The organism is Kineococcus rugosus, assembly GCF_050871975.1.
Taxonomy (GTDB): Bacteria; Actinomycetota; Actinomycetes; order Actinomycetales; family Kineococcaceae; genus Kineococcus.
Genome location: NZ_JBJLSJ010000002.1, coordinates 57,080 through 79,027, shown reverse-complemented (window position 1 = coordinate 79,027; position 21,948 = coordinate 57,080). Strand labels below are relative to the sequence as shown.

Genomic DNA, 21,948 nt, shown 5'->3' with positions numbered 1-21,948 from the left:
CCCCGTCACCCGTCCGGCCCAGCCGCCACCCCGCCCCCCGGCCGGTCCCGGCATCGGCGACACTGACCCCACCACGCCGACCCCCACGGGAGGACCCCAGTGAGCGCCACCCCCCCGGCCACCTCCCGCACCGTCGCGGACCTGGCCGCCCGCTCCGCCGAGCTCGACGCGGCCGACCCCCTCGCCGCGCACCGCGGGGAGTTCCTGCTCGAGGCCGCCCCCGGCGTCAGCGCCTACCTGGACGGCAACTCCCTGGGCCGGCCGCTGAAGGCCACCCCCGAGGCCGTGCAGCGGTTCGTGGAGCAGGAGTGGGGCGGGCGCCTCATCCAGGGCTGGACCGAGGACGGGCAGGTCGGGGCCGGCGGCTGGATGGACTGGCCCACCGACCTCGGCGACCTGCTGGGCCGCGTCGCCCTCGGCGCCGCCGGCGGGCAGACCGTGGTCGCCGACTCCACCACCGTCCTGTTCTACAAGCTCGTCCGCGCCGCCCTGGCCGCCCGCGTCGAGGGCCGCGACGAGATCGTCGCCGACACCGACAACTTCCCCACCGACCGCTTCGTCCTCGAGGGCGTCGCCGCCGAGACCGGCACCCGCATCCGCTGGATCGAGACCGACCCCGCCGCCGGGATCGACGCCGAGCAGGTCCGCGCCGCCGTCGGGCCCCGCACCGCGCTGGCCACCTTCAGCCACGTCGCCTACCGCTCCGGGCACCTGGCCGACGCCGCCGCGATCACCGCCGCCGTCCACGACGCCGGTGCCCTGGTCCTGTGGGACCTGTCCCACTCGGTCGGGTCCGTCCCCCTCGCCCTGGACGAGTGGGGCGTGGACCTGGCGGTGGGGTGCACGTACAAGTACCTCAACGGCGGTCCCGGCGCCCCCGCCTTCGCCTACCTCGCCCACCGCCACCAGGGCCGTCACGGCGGGGCGCTGCGCCAGCCGGTGCAGGGCTGGATGGGTCACGCCGACCCGTTCGCCATGGGCCGCGGCTACCAGCCCGACCCCGGGGTCCGGCAGCTGATCTCCGGCACCCCGCCCATCGTCTCGATGGTCCCGGTGCGCGTCGGGCTCGAGCAGCTCCGGCGCGCCGGCATCGACGCCGTCCGGCGCAAGTCCGTCCTGCTCACCGGTCACGCCCTGGAACTGGCCGACGCGCTGCTCGTCCCCCACGGCGTGCAGGTCGCCACCCCCCGCGAGGCCGCCGCGCGCGGTGGGCACCTGACCCTGCGCGAGGGCACCAGCGGGCTGGACGCCCGCCGGGCGACCGCGGCGCTGTGGCAGCGGGGCGTCGTCCCCGACTTCCGCGCCCCCGACGGCATCCGGCTGGGCCTGGCCCCGCTGTCCACCAGCTTCACCGAGGTCCTGACCGGGGTCCTCGCCCTGCAGCGGGTCGTGGAGGAGGCCCGATGAGCCCGGCCGCGGACCCCACCGGCGCCAACACCCGCGAGGTCGAGTCCGGCGTCGTCACCGACTTCACCCGCGAGATGTCCTACGGCACCTACCTGCACCTGGACCAGGTCCTGACCGCCCAGCACCCGCTCAGCGTCCCCGAGCACCACGACGAGATGCTGTTCATCATCCAGCACCAGACCTCCGAGCTGTGGCTCAAGCTCGTCCTGCACGAACTGCGCTCGGCGGTCACCGCCATCGCCGCCGACGACCTCAAGACCGCCCTGAAGAACATCGCCCGCGTCAAGCACGTCCAGCGCACCCTCACCGAGCAGTGGTCGGTGCTGGCCACCCTCACCCCCACCGAGTACGCCCAGTTCCGCGGCTTCCTGGCCAACTCCTCCGGCTTCCAGTCCCACCAGTACCGCGCCGTGGAGTTCGTCCTGGGCAACAAGAACGCGAAGATGCTGGACGTCTTCGCCCACGACGCCCCCCGCCACGCCGAACTGGCCGAGCTGCTGCAGGCCCCCAGCCTCTACGACCAGTTCCTGCGCTTCCTGGCCCGCCGCGGCCACGCCGTCCCCGCCGAGGTCCTCGAGCGCGACGTCACGAAGGCCCACGTCCACACCCCCGCCCTGGTGCCCGTCCTGACCCGCATCTACGAGAACGCGAACGAGTTCTGGACCGAGTACGAGGCCTGCGAGGAGCTCGTCGACCTCGAGGACAACTTCCAGCTCTGGCGGTTCCGGCACCTGAAGACCGTCGAGCGCACCATCGGCTTCAAGCGCGGCACCGGCGGCTCCACCGGCGTCGACTTCCTCGCCCGCGCCCTGGACCTCACCTTCTTCCCCGAGCTGTACGCCGTCCGCACGGAGATCGGCGCGTGAACCTGCTGGCCCTGGCCGCCCCCGGCGTCCTGACCGGCTCCCGCACCGCGCGCGACACCTTCGCGGCCGCCCTGGCCGCCCACCGCGTCCCCGGCCGCCTCGTCCTGACCACCTCCCACGAGCACCTGCGCGCCGAGGCGACCGCCGCCGACGGCGAGTTCCTGCTCGTCACCGGCGACGACACCCCCGTCGACGACCTCCTCGCCGGCATCGAGGCCACCGTCGTGCGCGTCGACCTCGACGCCCGCGACGTCGACCGCTCCACCCGCGTCCGCCGCCACGTGCGCTGGCGCGGCACCGCCGGCCTGCGCTTCGCCGTCGACGACTGGGTCCACGAGCGCACCGCCCCCGCCCGCCGCGTCCCCTACGGCCCGCACCCCGACCAGTACGCCCACCTGCGCACCCCCGACCCCGCCGACCACGGCCCCGGCCCGTTCCCCGTCGCCGTCCTCGTCCACGGCGGCTACTGGCGCTCGCGGTGGGAGAACGACCTCATGCACGCCGTCGCCGCCGACCTCACCGCGCGCGGGTTCGCGACCTGGAACCTGGAGTACCGCCGCCCCGACCTGCACGGCTGGGACGCCACCACCGCCGACGTCGACGCCGGGTTCGGTGTCCTGCACTCGGCCCCGGCCCCGCTGGACCTGACCCGCGTCGTCACCCTGGGGCACTCCGCCGGCGGGCAGCTGGTCACCCGGCTGGCCGCCGACCGCGCCTCCAGCGAGCTGCGCCCGGCGCTGACCGTCTCCCTCGCCGGCTGCCTGGACCTGCACAGCATCCACGCGCGCGGCCTGTCCGAGCACGCCGTCGCCGCCGCCCTGGGCGGCCCGCCCCAGCTGATCCCGGAGGTGTACGCCGCCGCGTCGCCGATGTCGCGGCTGCCCGTGGGGCTGCCGCTGGCCGTGGTCTGCTGCCGCGGCGACGACCCCGACCTGCTCGACGCCTCCCGCCGCTTCGCCGACGCGGCCGCCGCCGCCGGCGACGACGTGCGCGTCGTGGAGGACGACGGCGACCACTTCTCCGTCATCGACCCGGCCGCGCCGGTGTGGGCCCGCGTCGTGGACCTGCTCGACCGCGTGCGCGCGGCCCCGCCCGCGGACCCGCTGGTGGACGTGCAGCCCTGACCGGCTGCCCCTACCCTCGTCCCCGGCAGCACCAGCACGCTCGGGTCGAGGTCGGGGGAGAACGGTCGATGTCGTGGGTCTCGCGGCTCGACGGGTTCCAGCGGCGGCACCCCGTCGTCAGCTACCCGCTCGCGGTCGTCTACAAGTTCTTCGAGGACCAGGGCGCCTACCTCGCCGCGATCGTCACCTACTACGGCCTGCTGAGCATCGTCCCGCTGCTCCTGCTGCTGTCCACGATCCTGGGGTACGTCCTGGCCGGCAACCCCGGCGCGCAGGACGCGATCGTGAACTCCGCGGTCGGCACCATCCCGGTGATCGGCACCGAGATCGGCGACCCCGGACGGCTCGGCGGCGGCGGGGCGGGCCTGGCGATCGGTCTCGCCGGCGCGCTCTACGGCGGCCTCGGCGTCGGCCTGGCCCTGCAGAACGCCGCGAACATCGCCTGGGGCATCCCCCGCAACGAGCGCCCCAACCCGTTCAAGTCCCGCCTGCGCAGCCTGCTGCTCATGGTGACCGCCGGGCTGTTCGTGGTGGGCACCACGGTCCTGAACATCGTCCTGAGCGACGTCATCAGCGGTGGCGGCCGGCTGCTGTCGTGGGCCAGCACCGTCGGGTACACCGTCCTGGCCGGGGTCGGGTTCACCATGGCGTTCTGGCTGGCCGTCGCGCACCGCCCCCCGCTGCGCACCATCCTGCCCGGCGCGCTGACGATGGCCGTCCTGTGGCAGCTGCTGCAGCACTTCGGCGGCAACCTGGTCGGTCTGGTCAGCGAGCGGACCAGCGTCTCCAACCAGGTCTTCACCGCGGTCCTGGGCCTCATCGCCTTCCTGTTCGTCACCTCCTGCTGCGTGGTGCTGTGCCTGGAGGCCGACGTCGTCCGCAGCCGCCGGCTCTACCCGCGCGCCCTGCTGACACCCTTCACCGACGCCGTGGAACTCACCGAGGGCGACGAGCGCGCCTACACCCGCATCGCGCAGGCCCAGCGGCACAAGGGGTTCGAGCGCGTCCACGTCGAGTTCGACGACTCACCCCTGGAAGCCCGCCGTGCGGCCGAGGCGGGTGGCGAGGAACGAGCAGACCGTGATCTGGAGCGGGTGGTAGAGGATGACCGGTAGCGCCACCAGCCCCACCGCGTGCGGGTCGAACAGCACCGTCGCCATCGGCAGGCCCGTCGCCAGCGACTTGTTGGACCCGCAGAACAGCGTCGTCACCCGGGCCGGGCGCCCGGCCCCCCACCACGTCGGCACCCACCACGTCAGGGCCAGCACGGTCGCCAGGAGCACCGCGGCGCACCCCAGCACCACCGCGACCTCCCCGGCGCCCACCTCCTGCCACACCCCCTGCCGGACACCGCGGCTGAACGCGGCGTAGACCACCGCCACGATCACCGCGCGGTCCAGCAGCGTCAGCGGACGCCGGTGCGCCCGCACCCAGCCGCCCACCCACCGGCCCACCAGCAGACCCAGCAGGAACGGCACCAGCAGCTGCACCACGATGCGGCCCACCGCCCCGGCGTCGGGCCCGGCCCCGGCCGCGCCGAGCACCGCCGCCGCCAGCAGCGGCGTCAGCGCGATCCCGGCCAGGTTCGACACCGTCGCGCTGACCACCGCCCCCGGCACGTCCCCGTGGGCCACCGCCGTGAACACCACGCACGACTGCACCGTCGAGGGCAGCACCGCCAGGAACAGCAGCCCCGTCACCAGGCCGTCGTCGAGCAGACCCCCCGCGAGCGCGGCCACCAGCAGGCCCAGCGCCGGGAACAGCAGGAACGTCGTGGCCGCGACCGACCCCTGCAACCGCCAGTCCCGCAGCCCCGCGACCGCCTCGGCCGGCGCCATCCGCGCCCCGTAGACGAAGAACAGCCCCCCGACCCCGACCGTCGTGCCCCACGAGAGCCCCGTCGCGGCCGCGCCCCCGGCCGGCAGCACCGCCGCCACCGCGACCGCCAGCAGGATCGCCACGACGAACGGCTCCACGCGGCGCAGGACGGGGACCCGGGACCAGCGCAGCACGGCCGCGACCCTACTGGGGCGGTGCTGGCACAGTGACCGCCATGGCCCCGCCCGCTCCCCTCCTCGACGTCCCGCACCTCCAGCGCGAGCTCGCCGGGGACCGGCCCCCCGTCGTGCTCGACGTCCGCTGGAGCCTGGGCGGGCCCGACGGCGCCGCCGAGCACGCCCGCGGGCACCTGCCCGGCGCCGTGTTCGTCGACCTCGACACCCAGCTGTCCCGGCCCCGCCGCCCCGGCGAGGGCCGCCACCCGCTGCCCGACCCCGCGGCCCTGCAGGAGGTCCTGCGCGCCGCCGGGGTGCACCGGGGCACCCCCGTCGTCGTCCACGACGCCGCGACCTCCACCAGCGCCGCGCGCGCCTGGTGGGTCCTGCGCTGGGCCGGGCTGGTCGACGTGCGCGTCCTCGACGGCGGCCTGGCCGCCTGGACCGCCCACGGCGGGCCGCTGACCACCGACGTCCCCCGGCCGGCCCCCGGCGACGTCGTCGTCCGCCCCGGCGCCCTGCCCGTCCTGGACGCCGCCGCCCTGCCCGCCCTGGCCCGCACCGGCGTGCTCCTGGACGCCCGCGCCCCCGAGCGGTACTCCGGCCGGTCCGAGCCCGTCGACCCGGTCGCCGGCCACGTCCCCGGCGCCCGCAACCTCCCCACGACCGGGCACGTCACCGCGGCCGGCACGTTCGCCGCGCCGGCCGAGCTGCGGGCGCGGTTCGCCGCCGCCGGGGTGGGCCCGGGCGTCGAGGTCGGCGTCTACTGCGGCAGCGGGGTCACCGCCGCGCACACGCTGCTGGCCCTGGAGGTCGCCGGGCTGTCCGGGACGCTGTACCCCGGCTCGTGGTCGGAGTGGGTCACCGACCCCACCCGGCCGGTCGCCACCGGCCCCGGCCCGGACGGCGACCCCGCGGTGTGAGAACGATCCCGGACACGCCCCCGGGGACCCTCCCGCCGGTCCCGGGGCGCCGTGTAGCGTCGAGATCGTGGTCGACGCTGACAGCACCCGGACAACCGGCACCCAGAAGACGAAGATCATCCACGTCGGGCTCGGCGGGTGGGGAGGGGACTGGGAACGCAACGCCATCCCCCCCGTCACCGAGGTCGAGCGGGTCGCCGTCGTGGACGCCCACGAGCCGACCCTGCGCAAGGCCCAGGCCGCCCTCGGCCTGCCCGACGAGCTGTGCTTCACCTCCCTGACCGAGGCCGCCGCCGCCGTCCCCGCCGACGGCGTCGTCGTCACCGCCCCCATGGACTTCCACGTGCCCGTCGCGCTCGAAGCCCTCGACGCCGGCCTGCACGTCCTCGTGGAGAAGCCCTTCGCCGGGACCGTCGCCGAGGCCCGCACCGCCGTCGAGCGCGCCGAGGAGCTCGGCCTCGTCCTGCAGGTCAGCCAGAACTACCGGTTCTACCCCGGCGCGCAGAAGGCCCGGCAGCTCATCGCCGACGGCGCCGTCGGCGACCTGTCGGTCGTCCACGTCGACTTCCGCCGCTGGGACCACGACGAACCCGCCGACGGCGGCTACCGGCACTACCAGTTCCCGCACCCGCTCATCTACGACATGGCCATCCACCACTTCGACCTGCTGCGCATGACCACCGGCCGCGAAGCCGTCAGCGTCTACGCCAAGGTCACCGACCCGCCGTGGAGCCGCTACACCGAGGAGGCCTCCGCCGTCCTCGTCATCGAGCTCGAGGGCGGCCTGGTCGCCAGCTACCGCGGCAGCTGGGTCTCCCGCGCCCCCCAGACCCACTGGGACGGGGAGTGGACCTTCGAGGGCGCCGACGGCTACCTCACCCTCACCGGCCGCGGGAACGGCGGCCCCGCCGACGACGAGGTCCGCCTCGGCCTGGGCGGCGCGCCCGCCGAACCGGTCGAGCTGACCACCCCGGACCTGTGGGGCCGCTCGGCCGGGCTGCGCCAGTTCGCCCGCGCGATCCGCGGCGGCCCCGCCCCCGACGTCACCGGCCGCTCCAACCTCGGCAGCGTCGCCCTCATGGAAGCCGCCGCGACGTCCGCCGCCTCGGGCCGCGTCGAACCCGTCGAACGGATCGGAGGGACCACCGCGTGACCCGCGTCCTGGTGTGGAACGAAGGCGTCCACGAGGCCAACAACCACCCCGCGAACATCGGCGAGTACTACCCCGACGGCATGCACGGCGCCATCGCCGCCGGCCTGCGCCGCCTGCTGCCCGACGCGCAGGTGTCCACCGCGACCCTCGCCGACCCCGAGCACGGCCTGAGCGCCGACGTCCTCGACCGCACCGACGTCCTGCTCTGGTGGGGCCACGCCGCCCACGAGCAGGTCGACGACGCCGTCGTGGACCGCGTGGAGCAGCACGTCCTGGCCGGCATGGGCCTGCTCGTCCTGCACTCGGGGCACTTCTCGAAGATCTTCCGCCGGCTCCTGGGCACCACCTGCTCCCTGGCCTGGCGCAACGAGGGCGAGCAGGAACTCGTGTGGACCGTCAAACCGTCCCACCCCATCGCCCAGGGGATCCCGCACCCCCTGGTCATCCCCCGCCAGGAGATGTACGGGGAGCTGTTCGACATCCCCGACCCCGACGACCTGGTCTTCATCAGCTCCTTCGCCGGCGGCGAGGTGTTCCGCTCCGGCGTCACCTTCACCCGAGGCCGGGGACGGATCTTCTACTTCTCCCCCGGCGACCAGGAGTACCCCGTCTACCAGCAGGCCGAGATCCAGCAGGTCCTGGCCAACGGCGTCCGCTGGGCCGACCCCGGCCCCACCGCCCGCGCCGTCCCCGACGTCACCAACCCGCCCCGCCAGTGGCTCCTGTGAGGTGAACCCCGGCGGGGCGGGCGGCGGTCAGTCGTCCGACCCCGCCGAGGCCTGCGCCCCCCGCGCCGCCTCCCGCGCGGCCCGGCGGACCTTGCGGTCCGAGATCGGCCGGTCGCCGTACTCGGTGCCCTCCACGACCTCCACCGGCTCCGCGCCGTCCACCGGGTACGCCCCCGGCGCCGGGCGGCGCTTGCGCAGCGGCGGGGTGAACCCGTCCGCCAGCCGCCGCGAGGTGATGAGGAACCCCGTGTGCCCGATCATCCGGTGCTGCGGACGCACCGCCAGACCCTCCAGGTGCCAGCCGCGCACCATCGACTCCCACGCCTCCGGCTCGGTCCACCGCCCCGAGTCCCGCATCGCCTCGGCCACTCGCGACAGCTGCGTCGCCGTCGCCACGTAGCAGATCAGCACCCCGCCGGGGGCCAGGTGGTCGGCCACCGCGTCCAGGCACTCCCACGGCGCCAGCATGTCCAGCACCGCCCGGTCGGCCAGCACGCCCGTCGTCGGCAGCGTCTCCACCAGGTCGCCCACCCGCACCGTCCACGCCGGGTGCGGCCCGCCGAAGAACGTCTCGACGTTCCCGCGGGCCACGTCGGCGAAGTCCTGGCGCCGCTCGAAGGAGTGCAGCTGCCCCTGGTCGCCCACGGCACGCAGCAGCGACATCGACAGCGCCCCGGACCCCACGCCGGCCTCGATGACCGTGGCCCCGGGGAACACGTCGGCCATCTGCACGATCTGCCCGGCGTCCTTGGGGTACACCACCGCCGCGCCGCGCGGCATCGACAGCACGAAGTCCGTCAGCAGCGGCCGCATCACCAGGTACTCGATCATCGCGGTGTTGACGATGGTCGTGCCGTCGGGACGGCCGATGAGCTCGTCGTGCAGGAACTTGCCGCGGTGGGTGTGGAACTCCGCGCCCGCGGTGAGGGTGATCGTGTGCATCCGGCCCCGCGGGTCGGTCAGCTGCACCCGCTCACCCTCGCGCAGCGGGCCCCGGCGCGTGGTCGCACCCGTCGGCGGGCGCAGCTGCGCCGGGTCGGCCGCCGCGTCGGCGGTCGGCTCGTCGGTCGGGTCGACGGTCGCCGGGTGGGCAGGGTCGATCACGGAGGGTCCTCTTCCAGTCGTCCGGGGAACGGTCAGCGTCAGCGGGCCGTCACGGCGGCGATCACGTCGCCGGTGTGCAGCAGCCCGCGCACACGACCAGCAGTGTCCACCACGACGTGCTCGCCCGGACGCACCTGCACCGCCTCCAGCAGCGCCTCACCCGTCAGGTCCTCCGGCAGCCAGGACCGCGGCGGCAGCGCCCGCGCCGTCGCCCCCGCCCCCAGCGACGTCCGCCGCTCCACCGGGACCTGCCGCAGCGCCGCCGTGTCGACCACCGCCACCGGCACCCCGTCGTCGGTCACCAGCACGACCTCCAGGTCCCGCGCCGACCCCTGCGTCGCCCCCGCGTCGATCGCCGCCCGCGCCGACCGGACGACCTCCTCCACGGTCGCGCGCGCGTTCACCCCGATCGCCGGCCGCCGCAGCGCCCGCGCCGACAGCGCCGGCACCCGCCGCTGCACCGCCGCGAACCGCAACGCCTCCGAGGCCCCCTGCCACAGCAGCGCCCCGACCAGCGCCGCCCACACCACGTCCGTCAGCGAGGACCCCCAGCCCAGCAGCCGCGGCACCAGCAGCCCGCCCACGAACACCAGGACGGCCAGCACCCGCCCCACCCAGCCGGCGACCAGCGTCCCGGCCGCCCGGTCCCCGCGCACCTTCCAGACGACCGCCTCCAGCGCGTGACCACCGTCCAGCGGCAGCCCCGGCAGCAGGTTGAACACCGCCAGCAGCGCGTTCGACAGCATCAGCGCGCCCAGCAGCAGCCCCACGACGCCGCCGCCGCCGGGCCGGTCGGCGACGCCCTCCCGCGCCCACCAGGCGAGCGCCGCGATGACGCCGTTGACCACCGGGCCGACCACGGCGATCAGCAGGCTGCCGCCCGGCGTCGTCCGCCCCTCGTGCGAGGTGAACCCGCCCCACACGTTCAGCACGATCCCGGTGACCCGCTGCCCGGTCGCCCGGGCCGCGACCGCGTGCGCGACCTCGTGCAGCAGCACCGACACCAGCAGCAGCACCGCGTACCCGAAGGCCACCAGGTACGAGGAGGGCCCGGGCACCCTCAGCTGCACCACCGGGGCGAAGATCCACACGATCAGCGCCGCGAACAGGAACCACGACGGCGCCAGCACCAGCGGCACCCCGAAGGGGCGCCCCAGCGAGATCCCGCCCCTCACGACACCACGCCGACGGACCCGCGGGCGACCGGACGGACGAGCGGGGGCACGAGCGGGGGGGCGAGGGAGCGGACGACGGGGGGGACGACCACGAACATCCACCGATCCTAGGTCGCCGCACCCGCCGCTCCGACCCGGGGCGGTCGCGCTGCGCGCCGTACGATGAGCCGGTGACCGACGGTGCGCCACGGGCCGAGGCACCCCCGCCCCCCACCCGCCGGACGCTGTCCCCGTCCCGCGCCGCCGACTTCATGCAGTGCCCGCTGCTGTACCGCTACCGCACCATCGACCGGCTCCCCGAGGCCCCCAGCCCCGCCGCCGTGCGCGGCACCCTCGTCCACGCCGTCCTCGAGCACCTGTTCGACCTGCCCGCCGACCAGCGCACCCTCGACCGCGCCTGCGCCATGGTCGAGCCCCAGTGGGCCGCGCTGCGCGACCGCGAACCCGCCGTCCGCGCCCTGTTCCCCGAGCCCACCGGCGACGTCACCGGCGACGTCACCGGCGACGCGCCCGGCGACGCGGCCGACCGGGCGCTCGCCACCTGGCTGGGCAGCGCCCGCACCCTGCTGCGCACCTTCTTCGCCCTCGAGGACCCCACCCGCCTCGAACCGGCCGCGCGCGAGATGCCCCTCGAGCACGACCTCACCGACGACCTGCGCCTGCGCGGCATCGTCGACCGCCTCGACCTCACCGCCACCGGGGCCATGCGCGTCGTCGACTACAAGACCGGCCGCGCGCCCTCGCCGGCCTCCGAGGCCAAGGCCCTGTTCCAGATGCGCTTCTACGCGCTCCTGCTGTGGCGCACCCGCGGCCAGGTCCCCCGGCTGCTGCAGCTCGTCTACCTCGGTTCGGGCGACATCCTGCGCCACGCCCCCGACGAGGACGACCTCCTCGCCACCGAGCGCAAGATCCGCGCCCTGGCCGACGCCATCGAGCGCAACCGCCGCACCGGCGACTGGCGCCCCCGCCCCGGCCGCGGCTGCACCTGGTGCAGCCACCAGGCCCTGTGCCCCGCCTACGGCGGCACCCCGCCACCGCTGCCCACCGCGCCAGCCGCGCCGACCGCGCCGCCGGGGGCCTGACTCACCCCGCGGCGACCTCGTCCACCACCGCGCCCGCGGCGATCCTGCCCAGCACCGCCGGGTCCACCCGCGCCAGCGACGCCACCCGGCTGCGCCCCGGCGCCGCCGGGATCGGCACCATGTGCGGGCACGCCAGCACCCGCGCCCCCGCCGCCTCCCCCGAGGCCACCCCCGTCGGGGAGTCCTCGATCACCACGCAGTCGCCCGGCGACACCCCCAGCAGCCGCGCCGCCAGCAGGTACGGGTCCGGGGCCGGCTTGCCCCGCTCCACCTCGTCGCCCGCCACCACCACCGCGAACGCCCCCGGCACCATCGCCGCGACCGCGTCCGCCAGGCTGCGGTACGACATCGTCACCAGCGCGCACGGCACGCCCGCCGCCCCCAGCGCCCGCAGCAGCTCCAGCGCCCCCGGGCGCCACACCACGGCCGCACCGACCTGCGCCACGACCGCCGCGACCAGCTCGGCCACCACCGCGTCCGGGTCCAGCCGCACCCCCACCGACCGCTCCACGTGCGCCGCCAGCACCCGCCCCGACTCCGGCAGCGCGCTGCCCACCAGCGCCAGGGCCTGCTCGTGCGACCACGACGCCCCGTACCGGCCCACCAGCGCCGTCTCCGCCGCGATCCAGTGCGGCTCGGTGTCCACCAACGTCCCGTCCATGTCCCACAGCACCGCTGCGGGGAGCTGGACGGGGGCCTCACGGGGTGCTTCGGAGAGAGTCATCAGCCCCGGAGTCTAGGGTTGGGGGGTGCCCGAGCAGCCCGCCGACCCCACACCGGACGACACCGCCCTGCGCCACCCCGTCGTCATCGCGGCCTTCGAGGGCTGGAACGACGCCGGGGAGTCCGCCAGCCAGGCCGTCGCCCACCTGCACCAGGTCTGGAACGCCACCGACCTCACCGAGTTCGACCCCGAGCTCTACCACGACTTCCAGGTCAACCGGCCCACCGTCCACTTCGACGAGGACGGCCGCCGCCGGCTCACCTGGCCCACCACCCGCATCTCCACCGCCCACCTGCCCGGCGGCCCCCGCGACGTCATCCTGGTGCGCGGCATCGAGCCCTCCATGCGCTGGCGCACCTACGCCCAGGAGGTCGTCGACGTCGCCACCAGCCACGGCGCCTCCCTGGTCCTCACCCTCGGCGCCCTCCTCGCCGACGTCCCCCACACCCGCCCCCTGCCCGTCACCTCCAGCAGCGAGGACCCCGACCTCGTCGAGAAGCTCGACATCGAGCCCTCCCGCTACGAGGGCCCCACCGGCATCGTCGGCGTCGTCCAGGACGCCGTCACCGCCGCCGGCATCCCCTCGGTCTCCCTGTGGGCCGCCATCCCGCACTACGTCGGCCAGCCCCCCTCCCCCAAGGGCACCCTCGCCCTCCTGCGCCGCATCGAGGAGCTCCTCGACCTCTCCATCCCCCTCGCCGACCTGCCCGAGGACGCCCGCGCCTGGGAGCGCGGCGTCGACGAGCTCGCCGAGGAGGACACCGAGATCGCCGAGTACGTCCAGCAGCTGGAGGAGGCCAAGGACACCGCCGAGCTGCCCGAAGCCTCCGGCGAGGCCATCGCCCGCGAGTTCGAGCGCTACCTGCGCCGCCGCGACGACCCGCCCCGCCGGGGCTGACCCCGGCCCCCCGAACAGGGCCGGGAGGGGGACGCGGAGTGAGCGCAACGGGTGACCCCGTCCGCCGAACGACCACTCCGCGTCACCACCCCCGCGACGATGGGCGACCACGGTGCGACCGGCGCACCGCAGCAGGGAGGTCACCCGTGAACCCGATCGAGGCCGTCACCTCGGTGCTCCGCGACTACGCCACCTTCCGCGGCCGCGCCCGCCGCGCCGAGTACTGGTGGTGGACCCTGGCCCGGCTCGTCCTCACCGTCCTGGCCTGCGTCCTCGTCCTCCTCGTGGACGCCACCGGCGTCGACCTCCTGTCCACCGCCCTCGGCGTGACCCTGGTCGTCGGCTACCTCGGCCTCCTCCTGCCCTCCCTCGCCGTCACCGTCCGCCGCCTCCACGACACGGGCCGCTCCGGGTGGTGGTACCTCATCGCCTTCGTCCCCCTCGGCGGCCTCGTCCTGCTCGGCTTCGAGTGCACCGAGTCGACCCCCGGCCCCAACCGGTTCGGCCCCAACCCCAAGGGCGTCCACGAGCACGCCGACCCGTACCAGCAGTACGCCGGCCACCGCTGACCCGACCCCGGCGGTGACCGCGAGGACCCCCACCTCCACCCACCACCGGGAAGATCACGCCATAGTGGACCCGAGCCCGGACCGACCGGGCCGCACGAGGGGAGGCGCCGTGCCCTGGCGACTGGAATCACCCCGCGTCCTCGTCGTCGACCTCGACGGGTCCAAGGGCAGCGCCGTCCGCGCCCAGACCGGCTCGATGGTCGCCTACGAAGGGGACGTGCAGTTCAAGAACGCCGGCACCGGCGGCGGGGGCGGCCTGCGCGCCGCCCTCAAGCAGCGCGTCACCGGCGAGTCCCTGTCCCTCATGGAGGTCACCGGCCGCGGCACCGTCCACCTCGCCGTCGACGCCGGGTACGTCCTGCTGCTCGACCTCGCCGGCGACACCCTCAAGGCCGAGTCCGAGAGCCTGCTGTGCCTCGACGCCGGCCTGAGGAACGACGTCGCCTTCACCGGCCTCCAGGGCGCCTCCAGCGGGCAGGGCCTGTTCACCACCACCGTCACCGGCCACGGCCAGGTCGCGCTGATCTCCCTGGGCGGCCCGCCCATCGCCCTGAGCGTCACCCCCCGGACCCCCCTCGTGGTCGACCCCGACGCCTACATCGGCGCCGTCGGGCAGCTCAGCCAGTCGTTCGTCACCGACGTCTCCTGGCGCAACCTCGTCGGCGAGAGCTCCGGGGAGGCCTTCTCCCTGCGCTTCGAGGGTCACGGCACCGTGTACATCCAGCCCGAGGAGCGGTGATGGGCTTCACCAAGGTCACCTCCAAGGTCGTCCTCGCCGAGGTCCGCCCCGGCGCCGAGGTGCTCGCCCGCCGCGGCGCCATGCTCGCCACCACCGGCCGCATCGCCTTCTCCCCCGTCTCCGGCGGACCCGGCGGCGGCGCCTACGGCGGCGGCATCGCCTCGGCGCTCGCGCGCGGCCTGCAGGGCGAGGCGGTGCCGCTGATGGTCGCCGAGGGCCAGGGCACCGTGCACTACGGCTTCCGCGGCCACCACGTCACGATCGTCGACCTCGACGGCTCCCAGCCGATGTCCGTCGAGGCCGACCGGCTGCTCGCGCACGACGCCGCCATGTCCAGCTCCGTCGTCTTCCTCGGCCAGCAGGGCGGCCTGCGCGGCGCCGTCCGCGGCGCCGTCACCGGCCAGGGCCTGTTCACCACCCAGCTCTCCGGCCGCGGGTCGGTCGCCGTCCTGTCCCACGGAGGCACGTTCGCGCTGCGCGTCGGCGCCGGGCGGCAGGTCGTCGTCGACCCGCAGGCGTACGTCGCGCACGTGGGGAACCTGAGCCTCGACGTCGCGACCGCCCTGTCCTGGCGCGACGCCGTCGGACGCGGCTCCGGGGAGGGCGTGCAGCTCAAGGTGTCCGGCGAGGGCACCGTCTACGTCCAGGCGAGCGAGGAGAAGCTGTGACCGTCCGACCGCTGGACCCGCAGACCCTGCCGGACCACGACAACCTGCCCGACAACCCGTACGCCTACTGCGTCCGGCTCGACGGGCCGCTGTTCATGCAGACCGGCCGGATGATCGCCTACTACCCCCTCGGGGGCGGCACCATCCGGTTCGAGCCCCTCACGGCGACGTCGATGACCGCGATGGTCGCCGCCACGTTCTCCTCCCCGCTGTACAGCCGCGACTGGGTCGTCGCCAACGGCCAGGGCCACGTCATCCTCGGCGACCGCGGGTACGACATCAACTCCTACGACCTCGAAGACGGGAACCTCACCGTCCGGGCCGCGAACCTGCTCGCCTTCGACGCCGGGCTGGAGCTCAAGGAGTCCATCATCCCGGGGTTCCTCACCCTGCTCGGGACGGGCAAGTTCCTCGCCAGCTCCTCCGGGCCGGTCATCTTCGTCGAGCCCCCCGTCCGCGTCGACCCCGAGGCGCTCGTCGGGTGGGCCGACTGCCCGGCCCCCTCCCAGCACTTCGACGCCGGCTGGATGGGGCACTTCCTCGGTGCCGCCCGCGGCGCCCTGCTCGGCACCCGCTCCGGGGAGGAACGCCAGTACGACTTCACCGGCGCCGGGACCGTCCTGCTCCAGAGCTCCGAGCGGGTGCTCGAGGACCCGCACGTCGTCCGCCGGCTCGAGGGCGAGGTCCAGCAGCTCGGGCCGCACCAGCTGCAGCACCTGGCCGGTGTCATCCAGAGCCAGCTCCAGCAGCACCAGCAGTAGCGGCCGCGAGGGGCGCCGGGCGGGGGGACCCGCCCGGCGGCCCCCTCAGCCCAGCTCCACCCCGAGCAGCGCCGCCACGACGTCGCGCACCAGCCCCGGCGCCGTCGCGTCGTCCCCGGACCCGGTGCCCGCCGCGGCCACCCACGCGTCGACCGCGGCGACCGCCCCGGGCGCGTCGAGGTCGTCGGCCAGCCGTGCCCGGACGGCCGCCAGCACCGGCTCGGCCGCCGGCCCCGCCGGCCGCGACACCGCCGCCGTCCACGCCGCGTACCGGTCGCGGGCCGCGGCCAGGACCTCGTCCGTCCACTCCCACTCGCTGCGCCAGTGGTGCGCAACGATCGCCAGCCGGACCGCGCCCGGCTCGACCCCGGCGGCCAGCAGCTTCGAGACGAGCACCAGGTTGCCCTTGGACTTGCTCATCTTCTCGCCGTCGAAGGCGACCATCCCCGAGTGCGCGTACGCCCGCGCGAACGGCCGCTGCCCCGGGCGCATCAGGTGCGCGTGCGCCGCGCCCATCTCGTGGTGCGGGAACACCAGGTCCGACCCGCCGGCCTGGACGTCGATCGGCATCCCCAGGTGCTCCAGCGCGATCGCCGAGCACTCCACGTGCCAGCCGGGACGGCCACGACCCAGCTCACCGGCCTCCCAGGCCGGTTCCCCGGGGCGCTCCACCCGCCACAGCAACGGGTCCAGCGGGTCCCGCTTGCCCGGGCGCTGCGGGTCGCCACCGCGCTCGGCGGACAGCTCCAGCATCGTCGGCCGGTCGCAACCCGACACCGACCCGAAGGCCGGGTCCGCCGCGACGGGGAAGTACACGTCGCCGTCGGGGCCGCCGTCGACGCCCGGGACCCGGTAGGCCGCACCGGCGGCGAGCAGCTCGCGCACCGCACCGGCGACGAGGTCGACCGCCTCCACGACCCCGAGGTACTCCTGCGGCGGGATCACGGACAGCGCCGCCATGTCCCCGCGGAACAGCTCGATCTGCGACTCGGCCAGGTCCCGCCAGTCCACGCCGGTCGCCGTGGCGCGCTCCAGCAGCGGGTCGTCGACGTCGGTGACGTTCTGCACGTACCGGACGTCCAGGCCGGCGTCGCGCCACGCCCGGCCCAGCAGGTCGAAGGAGACGTAGGTGTTCGCGTGCCCCAGGTGCGTCGCGTCGTACGGCGTGATGCCGCACACGTACAGCGTCGCCGTCCCCTCCGTCGGGCCGACGGGGACCAGCCCCCCGGTCGCGGTGTCGTGCAGGTGCACGCGGGGACCCCGGCCGGGCAGGGTCGGGACGGCGGGAACGGGCCAGGAACGCACGAGCCCGAACCTACCTGGCCGCGGGAACGGCCCGGACACCGGTCAGAAGGGCGGCCACGGGATCGTCCGGTGCCCCCGCGGGCGCGGCAGGCGGTCCACCGACAGCAGCCGCTCGACGCGCTCCAGCGTCGCCACGACCTCCTCCACGCTCAGCAGGTCGCCCAGCAGCTCCCCCAGCCGGCCCCCCAGGTCGGCCGCCAGCGCGCCCAGCACCTCCCGCTCGTCGGGCCGCAGCGGCGACCCGCCGAAACCCCACAGCACCGTCCGCAGCTTCGGCTCCTCGTGGAAGGTCAGCCCGTGGTCGACGCCGTGCACCGCCCCCGACCACCCGGGCAGGACGTGCCCGCCCTTGCGGTCGGCGTTGTTCAGCACCACGTCCAGCACCGCCACCCGCCGCAACCGCGGGTCGTCGGCGTGGACCAGCGCCACCGGGCGGCCCGCGCCGTCCTCGGCCTCCAGCACCGTCAGCCAGCCGGGCTCCACGCGCCGCAGCGGCACGATGTCGACCAGTCCCGCCCCCGGCGCCGGCAGGACGACCTCGTCCGCGTCGGCCGGGTCCGCCCCGTCCTGCTGCAGCCACAGCTGCACCGACCCCGGCCCCAGCGGGCCGTCGCGCAGCACCGTCGGCGGCACCACGTGCCAGCCCGTGGCCGCCGACACCGCGTACGCGGCGACCTCCCGGCGGGCCAGCGTCTCGTCCGGGAAGTCCCACAGCGGGCGTTCGCCCGAGACGGGCTTGTACACGCACGCCAGCTCACCCTCGCCGGTCGTCACCGTCGCGTAGAGCGTCGCGTTCGAGGCGTCCGCCAGCCGGCCGAGGATCCGCAGCTCCCCCGTCGCCAGGCGCACCAGCGCCTCCTGCTCCCCGACGCCGGCGAACGTCCCGTTCAGCGCCGGTACCCGTTCGCCCGGGGGCAGACGTGCCCGGCGGGGTCCAGCGGCCCGGCGCAGAACGGGCACGGGGGCCGGCCCGCCGCGACGAGGGCCAGCGCCCGCGCCGCGAACGCCCGCGCCGCCGTGCCGTCCAGCGACACCCGCAGCACGTTCCGGTCGCCCCCGAGGCCGGTCAGCTCGGGGTCCAGCTCCGCCTCCAGCTCGGCGTCGGCGTCGGCGTCGGTCACCTCGAAGCACTCGATGACGACGACCTGGCGCTCGGAGTCCCACGCCAGGCTCATCGTGCCGACGCGGAACTCCTCCTCGATGGGGACGTCGAGGGGTGCGGTGTCCTCGCTGCCGGCGGCCACCACGGCCGGGACGGGCGCCGAGCCGCCCGAGCGGCGGACGATCTCGTCGAGGAGCTCGCCGACCCGCTCGCCCAGCGCGGAGACCTGCGTCTTCTCCAGGGCCACCGACGTCAGCCGCCCGGCCCCGCGGGCCTGCAGGAAGAACGTCCGCTGCCCGGGTTCGCCGACGGTGCCCGCCACGAAGCGTTCCGGCGGGTCGTACTCGTAGACCGGCATGGCCCCGACCCTACGCCGCGCCGGTGCTGCCGCCGACGACCGCGTCGCTGCTCGCGGCCGCACGCCGCGACCTGCGCTTCTTCGGCTGCGGCGCGAACCCGGCCAGGTCGCCGCCGGAGTCGTTCACGCGCAGCACGAAGGGCCGCAGCGGGGTGTAGCGGACGACCGAGACCGAGCAGGGGTCGGCGGAGATGCGCTGGAACAGGTCCAGGTGCATCCCCAGGGCGTCGGCCAGCACGGCCTTGATCACGTCCCCGTGCGTCACCGCCACCCACACCGCGTCGTCACCGTGCTCGGCCTGGACGCGCGCGTCGTGCTCGCGCACCGCCTCGACCGCGCGGTGCTGCACGGTCGCCAGCGACTCCCCCTCCGGCCCGGGGAACACCACCGCCGACGGGTGCGCCTGGACCGTGCGCCACAGCGGCTCCTTGGCGAGGTCCTTCAGCGCGCGGCCCGTCCAGTCGCCGTACCGGCACTCCCCGAGGCGCTCGTCGGTGCGCAGCGGCGGCCGCGGACCCGTCGGACCGTCCACCGCGCACAGCGCCTGCGCCGTCTCCTGGCAGCGCTCCAGCGGCGAGACGACGACGTCGGCCACGGGGACCGGCGCCAGCCGCCGGGCCAGCGCCTCGGCCTGCGCCCGGCCGGTGTCGTCGAGGTGCACCCCCGGGGTCCAGCCGGCGAGGACGGCGGCGGTGTTGGCCGTGCTGCGGCCGTGGCGGACGAGCAGGAGCGTGGGCACGGCTCCACCCTAGGGGCGGTTCCGGTCCACGGTCCGGCGGCTGACGACAGGACGGCTCGTCGGCATTGACTCCGGTAACTGAATTTCCCTTGCTATTGTGGGGCGCGGCGGCACGGGGCAGCATGGCGTTCGTGATCAACGCGGTGGTGGCCCAGTGATCGTCGACGTCGCGACCTACCGCGACGGCTCGCGCCGGGACGTCCCCGACCTCGCCGAGGCGCTGCGCCGCTGCGGCGAGCCCACCCTCGACCCCTCCTCCGCGCCGGAGTTCCTCTGGCTCGAGCTGGAGGACCCCACCGCCGAGGAGTTCACCGACGTCGCGCGGGCGCTCGGGCTGCACCGCCTCGCCGTCGAGGACGCCGTCACCGGCCACCAGCGGCCCAAGATCGAGACCTACGGGCACACCGTCTTCGTCGTCCTGAAGGTGCTGGAGTACTTCGACGACACCTCCCGCGTGGAGACCGGCGAGCTGATGGCCTTCGTCGGCGACCGGTTCGTCGTCACGGTGCGCCGCGGGGAGGCCGGCGCGCTGGCCGGGGTCCGGCGGGCCGTCGAGGCCGACCCGCGCCGCCTGGAGCGGGGACCGCGCGGGGTGCTGCACGCCGTGATGGAGCACGTCGTCGCCGGGTACACCGCCATCGACGCCGAGCTCGAGCAGGACGTCGAGGAGATGGAGGAGCAGGTCTTCTCCCCCAGCCGCAGCTCCGACGCCGAGCGCATCTACTCCCTCAAGCGCGAGGTGCTGGAGGTGCGGCGCGGCGCCTTCCCGCTGGTGGCCCCCCTGACCCGCCTCGTCGACGCTGACGGCACCGAGCCGGTGCACCCCCTGGACGACCAGGCCCGGTTCGTCCTGCGCGACGTCCTCGACAACCTCGTCCGCACCGTCGAGCACGTCGAGAGCTACGACCGGCTGCTCACCGACATCCTCAACGCCCACCTCGCGCAGGTCTCGGTGCGGCAGAACGACGACGCGCGCAAGATCTCGGCGTGGGCGGCCATCGCGGCCGTCCCCACGCTCGTCGCGGGGGTCTACGGCATGAACTTCGAGCACATGCCCGAGCTGTCCTGGCGGTTCGGGTACCCGCTGTGCCTGCTGCTGATGGCCGGGATCTGCCTGGGCCTGCACCGGCAGTTCAAGCGGTCGGGCTGGCTGTGAGCCCGACCGCCGCGCCCCTCAGCCGAACGACGCCTCGTTGAACGGGGCGAGGACCCCCGCGAGCACCAGGCCGTACACGACGGCGGCCAGCACGATCCGGTAGACGACGAACACGGTGTAGCTGTGGGTCGTGATGAACCGCATGAGCCAGGCGATGACGGCGTACCCCACGGCGAACGCCACGACGGTCGCCACCGCGGTCGGGCCCCAGGCGATCGCCGCGCCGCTGCTGACCTCGTCGTAGAGCTGGTAGAAGCCGGACAGGACGACCGCGGGGATCGCCAGCAGGAAGGAGTACCGCGCCGCGGCCTCCCGGGTGTAGCCCAGCAGCAGACCCATCGTGATGGTGCCGCCCGAGCGGGACACCCCGGGGATCAGGGCCAGGGCCTGCGCGCACCCGAACAGCACGCCGTGCTTCCAGGTCAGCTGGTCCAGCGTGCGCTCCTTGCGGCCGAAGCGGTCGGCCGCCCCCAGGATCAGCGCGAACACCCACAGCGAGGTGGCGATGACGACGAAGCCCCGCAGGGTCGTCTCGATGGAGTCCTTGAACAGCAGGCCCAGCAGGCCGATCGGGATCGTCCCGAGGATGACCAGCCAGCCCATCCGCGCGTCCGGGTCGTCGCGCGGGACGGCCCCGGTCAGGGACCGGGCCCAGCGGCCGACGATGCGGGCGATGTCCTTGCGGAAGTACAGGACGACCGCGGCCTCGGTGCCGAGCTGGCAGATCGCGGTGAACGCGGCGCCGGGGTCCTGGGCCCCGATGAGGGTGCCCACGATCGCGAGGTGACCGCTGGAGGAGATGGGCAGGAACTCCGTCAGGCCCTGCACCAGACCGAGGAACGCGCCCTCGAGGACACCCATGCTCACGCCGGGGCACCCCCGTCCGACGGGCAGGGGGAAGCATCGGGGAGAGCTCGGGTCAGCACGTGCCGCACGTTAGCGGGTGCCGGGCCGCGCCCGGCCCGCCCGCGCGCGGCCTCACCCCCGGTCCACCGAACCCTCACACGCGGGGTCCGGCGGGCGGTTCAGAGCCGGGTGGCGGCGTCCGGCCCGGTCGCCCCGCCCTGACCGGTGTCGTCGTCCTCGTCGTCGTCCTCGTCGAGGTCGTCCTCGTCCTCGTCGTCCTCGTCGTCCTCGTCGTCGTCCTCGCGCTCGTCCTCGACGTCGTCGTAGAGGACGAACGGGGTGACCTCGTCGTAGGCGTCGTAGATCGCCTCCTCGTAGGCCTCGAAGGCGTCGGCGACGCGCTGGTAGGCGTCGGCCACCGCCGGGTCGGTCTCACCCCGACGGTTGGCGGCAGCGGCGAGGTGGTCCTCCAGCGCGGCCACGAGTCGGGCCAGGGCTGCGCGCGGGTCCGGGTTCATGGTCCGACC

The 21,948-nt window shown here is 75.1% G+C and carries 24 protein-coding genes; 14 read left to right on the top strand and 10 right to left on the bottom strand.

Annotated features, from left to right (window positions below):
• The first annotated feature begins 99 nt into the window (after positions 1-99).
• The 4 genes from ACRYM6_RS01425 (at position 100) to ACRYM6_RS01410 (ending at position 4,512) form a co-directional block, all read left to right on the top strand.
• The gene (locus ACRYM6_RS01425) at positions 100-1,407 is read left to right on the top strand and encodes a kynureninase (RefSeq protein ID WP_432540614.1); all 1,308 of its coding nucleotides are present in this window, start codon (positions 100-102) and stop codon (positions 1,405-1,407) included.
• Positions 1,404-2,273, top strand: a complete 870-nt coding sequence (gene kynA / locus ACRYM6_RS01420) for a tryptophan 2,3-dioxygenase (protein ID WP_432540613.1) — start codon at positions 1,404-1,406, stop codon at positions 2,271-2,273. Before ACRYM6_RS01425 ends, kynA begins: the two co-directional genes overlap by 4 nt.
• Positions 2,270-3,397 carry an alpha/beta hydrolase gene (locus ACRYM6_RS01415; RefSeq protein WP_432540612.1) on the top strand — a complete coding sequence of 376 codons (1,128 nt, stop codon included), beginning with the start codon at positions 2,270-2,272 and terminating at the stop codon, positions 3,395-3,397. Before kynA ends, ACRYM6_RS01415 begins: the two co-directional genes overlap by 4 nt.
• Positions 3,398-3,465: 68 nt before the next feature.
• Positions 3,466-4,512: a YihY/virulence factor BrkB family protein gene (locus ACRYM6_RS01410; protein WP_432540611.1), complete on the top strand. Its 1,047-nt coding sequence runs from the start codon at positions 3,466-3,468 to the stop codon at positions 4,510-4,512.
• On the opposite strand, the gene ACRYM6_RS01405 is transcribed toward ACRYM6_RS01410, so the two are convergent.
• On the bottom strand, positions 4,423-5,409 hold the full coding sequence (locus ACRYM6_RS01405; protein ID WP_432540610.1) for a bile acid:sodium symporter family protein: 987 nt from the start codon (positions 5,407-5,409) through the stop codon (positions 4,423-4,425). The two genes, ACRYM6_RS01410 and ACRYM6_RS01405, sit on opposite strands and share 90 nt — an antisense overlap.
• Positions 5,410-5,450: 41 nt before the next feature.
• Between ACRYM6_RS01405 and ACRYM6_RS01400 the strand changes: the two genes are divergently transcribed.
• The 3 genes from ACRYM6_RS01400 to ACRYM6_RS01390 all read left to right on the top strand — a co-directional run bounded on the left by ACRYM6_RS01400 (position 5,451) and on the right by ACRYM6_RS01390 (position 8,195).
• Positions 5,451-6,314, top strand: a complete 864-nt coding sequence (locus ACRYM6_RS01400; RefSeq protein WP_432540609.1) for a sulfurtransferase — start codon at positions 5,451-5,453, stop codon at positions 6,312-6,314.
• Positions 6,315-6,381: 67 nt separating this feature from the next.
• On the top strand, positions 6,382-7,467 hold the full coding sequence (locus ACRYM6_RS01395; protein ID WP_432540608.1) for a Gfo/Idh/MocA family protein: 1,086 nt from the start codon (positions 6,382-6,384) through the stop codon (positions 7,465-7,467).
• Entirely contained in the window at positions 7,464-8,195 is a 732-nt protein-coding gene (locus ACRYM6_RS01390) for a ThuA domain-containing protein (protein ID WP_432540607.1), read from the top strand. The genes ACRYM6_RS01395 and ACRYM6_RS01390 overlap by 4 nt, the downstream gene beginning before the upstream one ends.
• A 27-nt stretch (positions 8,196-8,222) precedes the next feature.
• Here ACRYM6_RS01390 and ACRYM6_RS01385 read toward each other — a convergent pair whose 3' ends face one another.
• Entirely contained in the window at positions 8,223-9,299 is a 1,077-nt protein-coding gene (locus ACRYM6_RS01385) for a tRNA (adenine-N1)-methyltransferase (RefSeq protein ID WP_432540606.1), read from the bottom strand.
• 38 nt (positions 9,300-9,337) lie between these two features.
• On the bottom strand, positions 9,338-10,474 hold the full coding sequence (locus ACRYM6_RS01380) for a M50 family metallopeptidase (RefSeq protein WP_432540605.1): 1,137 nt from the start codon (positions 10,472-10,474) through the stop codon (positions 9,338-9,340).
• 170 nt (positions 10,475-10,644) lie between these two features.
• Here ACRYM6_RS01380 and ACRYM6_RS01375 point away from each other — a divergent pair, with 170 nt between their 5' ends.
• The gene (locus ACRYM6_RS01375; protein WP_432540604.1) at positions 10,645-11,556 is read left to right on the top strand and encodes a RecB family exonuclease; all 912 of its coding nucleotides are present in this window, start codon (positions 10,645-10,647) and stop codon (positions 11,554-11,556) included.
• A gap of 1 nt (position 11,557) precedes the next feature.
• On the opposite strand, the gene ACRYM6_RS01370 is transcribed toward ACRYM6_RS01375, so the two are convergent.
• On the bottom strand, positions 11,558-12,280 hold the full coding sequence (locus ACRYM6_RS01370; RefSeq protein ID WP_432540603.1) for an HAD family hydrolase: 723 nt from the start codon (positions 12,278-12,280) through the stop codon (positions 11,558-11,560).
• A 25-nt stretch (positions 12,281-12,305) separates the two neighbouring features.
• Here ACRYM6_RS01370 and ACRYM6_RS01365 point away from each other — a divergent pair, with 25 nt between their 5' ends.
• The 5 genes from ACRYM6_RS01365 (at position 12,306) to ACRYM6_RS01345 (ending at position 15,915) form a co-directional block, all read left to right on the top strand.
• Complete coding sequence (locus tag ACRYM6_RS01365) at positions 12,306-13,178, top strand: PAC2 family protein (RefSeq protein WP_432540602.1); 873 nt, start codon at positions 12,306-12,308, stop codon at positions 13,176-13,178.
• A gap of 146 nt (positions 13,179-13,324) precedes the next feature.
• Entirely contained in the window at positions 13,325-13,747 is a 423-nt protein-coding gene (locus ACRYM6_RS01360) for a DUF805 domain-containing protein (protein WP_432540601.1), read from the top strand.
• Positions 13,748-13,856: 109 nt separating this feature from the next.
• The gene (locus ACRYM6_RS01355) at positions 13,857-14,486 is read left to right on the top strand and encodes an AIM24 family protein (protein ID WP_432540600.1); all 630 of its coding nucleotides are present in this window, start codon (positions 13,857-13,859) and stop codon (positions 14,484-14,486) included.
• On the top strand, positions 14,486-15,154 hold the full coding sequence (locus ACRYM6_RS01350; protein WP_432540599.1) for an AIM24 family protein: 669 nt from the start codon (positions 14,486-14,488) through the stop codon (positions 15,152-15,154). The genes ACRYM6_RS01355 and ACRYM6_RS01350 overlap by 1 nt, the downstream gene beginning before the upstream one ends.
• The gene (locus ACRYM6_RS01345; RefSeq protein ID WP_432540598.1) at positions 15,151-15,915 is read left to right on the top strand and encodes an AIM24 family protein; all 765 of its coding nucleotides are present in this window, start codon (positions 15,151-15,153) and stop codon (positions 15,913-15,915) included. Before ACRYM6_RS01350 ends, ACRYM6_RS01345 begins: the two co-directional genes overlap by 4 nt.
• A gap of 45 nt (positions 15,916-15,960) precedes the next feature.
• On the opposite strand, the gene mshC is transcribed toward ACRYM6_RS01345, so the two are convergent.
• From mshC to ACRYM6_RS01325, 4 genes are read right to left on the bottom strand one after another with little or no spacing between them, the layout of a single operon-like run.
• The gene (gene mshC, locus ACRYM6_RS01340) at positions 15,961-17,220 is read right to left on the bottom strand and encodes a cysteine--1-D-myo-inosityl 2-amino-2-deoxy-alpha-D-glucopyranoside ligase (protein ID WP_432540596.1); all 1,260 of its coding nucleotides are present in this window, start codon (positions 17,218-17,220) and stop codon (positions 15,961-15,963) included.
• Positions 17,221-17,262: 42 nt separating this feature from the next.
• Positions 17,263-18,069, bottom strand: a complete 807-nt coding sequence (locus ACRYM6_RS01335) for an SCO1664 family protein (RefSeq protein WP_432540595.1) — start codon at positions 18,067-18,069, stop codon at positions 17,263-17,265.
• 38 nt (positions 18,070-18,107) lie between these two features.
• Positions 18,108-18,680 (bottom strand): DUF3090 domain-containing protein, encoded by a 573-nt coding sequence (locus ACRYM6_RS01330; RefSeq protein ID WP_432540594.1) that lies wholly within the window; start codon positions 18,678-18,680, stop codon positions 18,108-18,110.
• Between the two features lie 10 nt (positions 18,681-18,690).
• Positions 18,691-19,419: a histidine phosphatase family protein gene (locus tag ACRYM6_RS01325; RefSeq protein ID WP_432540592.1), complete on the bottom strand. Its 729-nt coding sequence runs from the start codon at positions 19,417-19,419 to the stop codon at positions 18,691-18,693.
• Between the two features lie 154 nt (positions 19,420-19,573).
• Here ACRYM6_RS01325 and ACRYM6_RS01320 point away from each other — a divergent pair, with 154 nt between their 5' ends.
• Positions 19,574-20,575, top strand: a complete 1,002-nt coding sequence (locus ACRYM6_RS01320) for a magnesium and cobalt transport protein CorA (protein WP_432540591.1) — start codon at positions 19,574-19,576, stop codon at positions 20,573-20,575.
• An 18-nt stretch (positions 20,576-20,593) separates the two neighbouring features.
• Here the strand turns inward: ACRYM6_RS01320 and ACRYM6_RS01315 are convergent, their stop codons facing one another.
• Both ACRYM6_RS01315 and ACRYM6_RS01310 read right to left on the bottom strand, forming a co-directional pair.
• Positions 20,594-21,436, bottom strand: coding sequence for an undecaprenyl-diphosphate phosphatase (locus ACRYM6_RS01315; RefSeq protein ID WP_432540775.1), 843 nt, complete (start codon positions 21,434-21,436; stop codon positions 20,594-20,596).
• A gap of 164 nt (positions 21,437-21,600) precedes the next feature.
• The gene (locus ACRYM6_RS01310) at positions 21,601-21,939 is read right to left on the bottom strand and encodes a primosomal protein (RefSeq protein ID WP_432540590.1); all 339 of its coding nucleotides are present in this window, start codon (positions 21,937-21,939) and stop codon (positions 21,601-21,603) included.
• Between the last annotated feature and the right edge of the window lie 9 nt (positions 21,940-21,948).

Bases quoted from the DNA above. Each gene is read 5' to 3' on its own strand.
- ACRYM6_RS01310 (WP_432540590.1), bottom strand. From the start codon at position 21,939: ATGAACCCGGACCCGCGCGCAGCCCTGGCCCGACTCGTGGCCGCGCTG.
- ACRYM6_RS01315 (WP_432540775.1), bottom strand. From the start codon at position 21,436: ATGGGTGTCCTCGAGGGCGCGTTCCTCGGTCTGGTGCAGGGCCTGACG.
- ACRYM6_RS01350 (WP_432540599.1), top strand. From the start codon at position 14,486: ATGGGCTTCACCAAGGTCACCTCCAAGGTCGTCCTCGCCGAGGTCCGC.
- ACRYM6_RS01370 (WP_432540603.1), bottom strand. From the start codon at position 12,280: ATGACTCTCTCCGAAGCACCCCGTGAGGCCCCCGTCCAGCTCCCCGCA.
- ACRYM6_RS01330 (WP_432540594.1), bottom strand. From the start codon at position 18,680: ATGCCGGTCTACGAGTACGACCCGCCGGAACGCTTCGTGGCGGGCACC.
- ACRYM6_RS01410 (WP_432540611.1), top strand. From the start codon at position 3,466: ATGTCGTGGGTCTCGCGGCTCGACGGGTTCCAGCGGCGGCACCCCGTC.
- ACRYM6_RS01400 (WP_432540609.1), top strand. From the start codon at position 5,451: ATGGCCCCGCCCGCTCCCCTCCTCGACGTCCCGCACCTCCAGCGCGAG.
- kynA (WP_432540613.1), top strand. From the start codon at position 1,404: ATGAGCCCGGCCGCGGACCCCACCGGCGCCAACACCCGCGAGGTCGAG.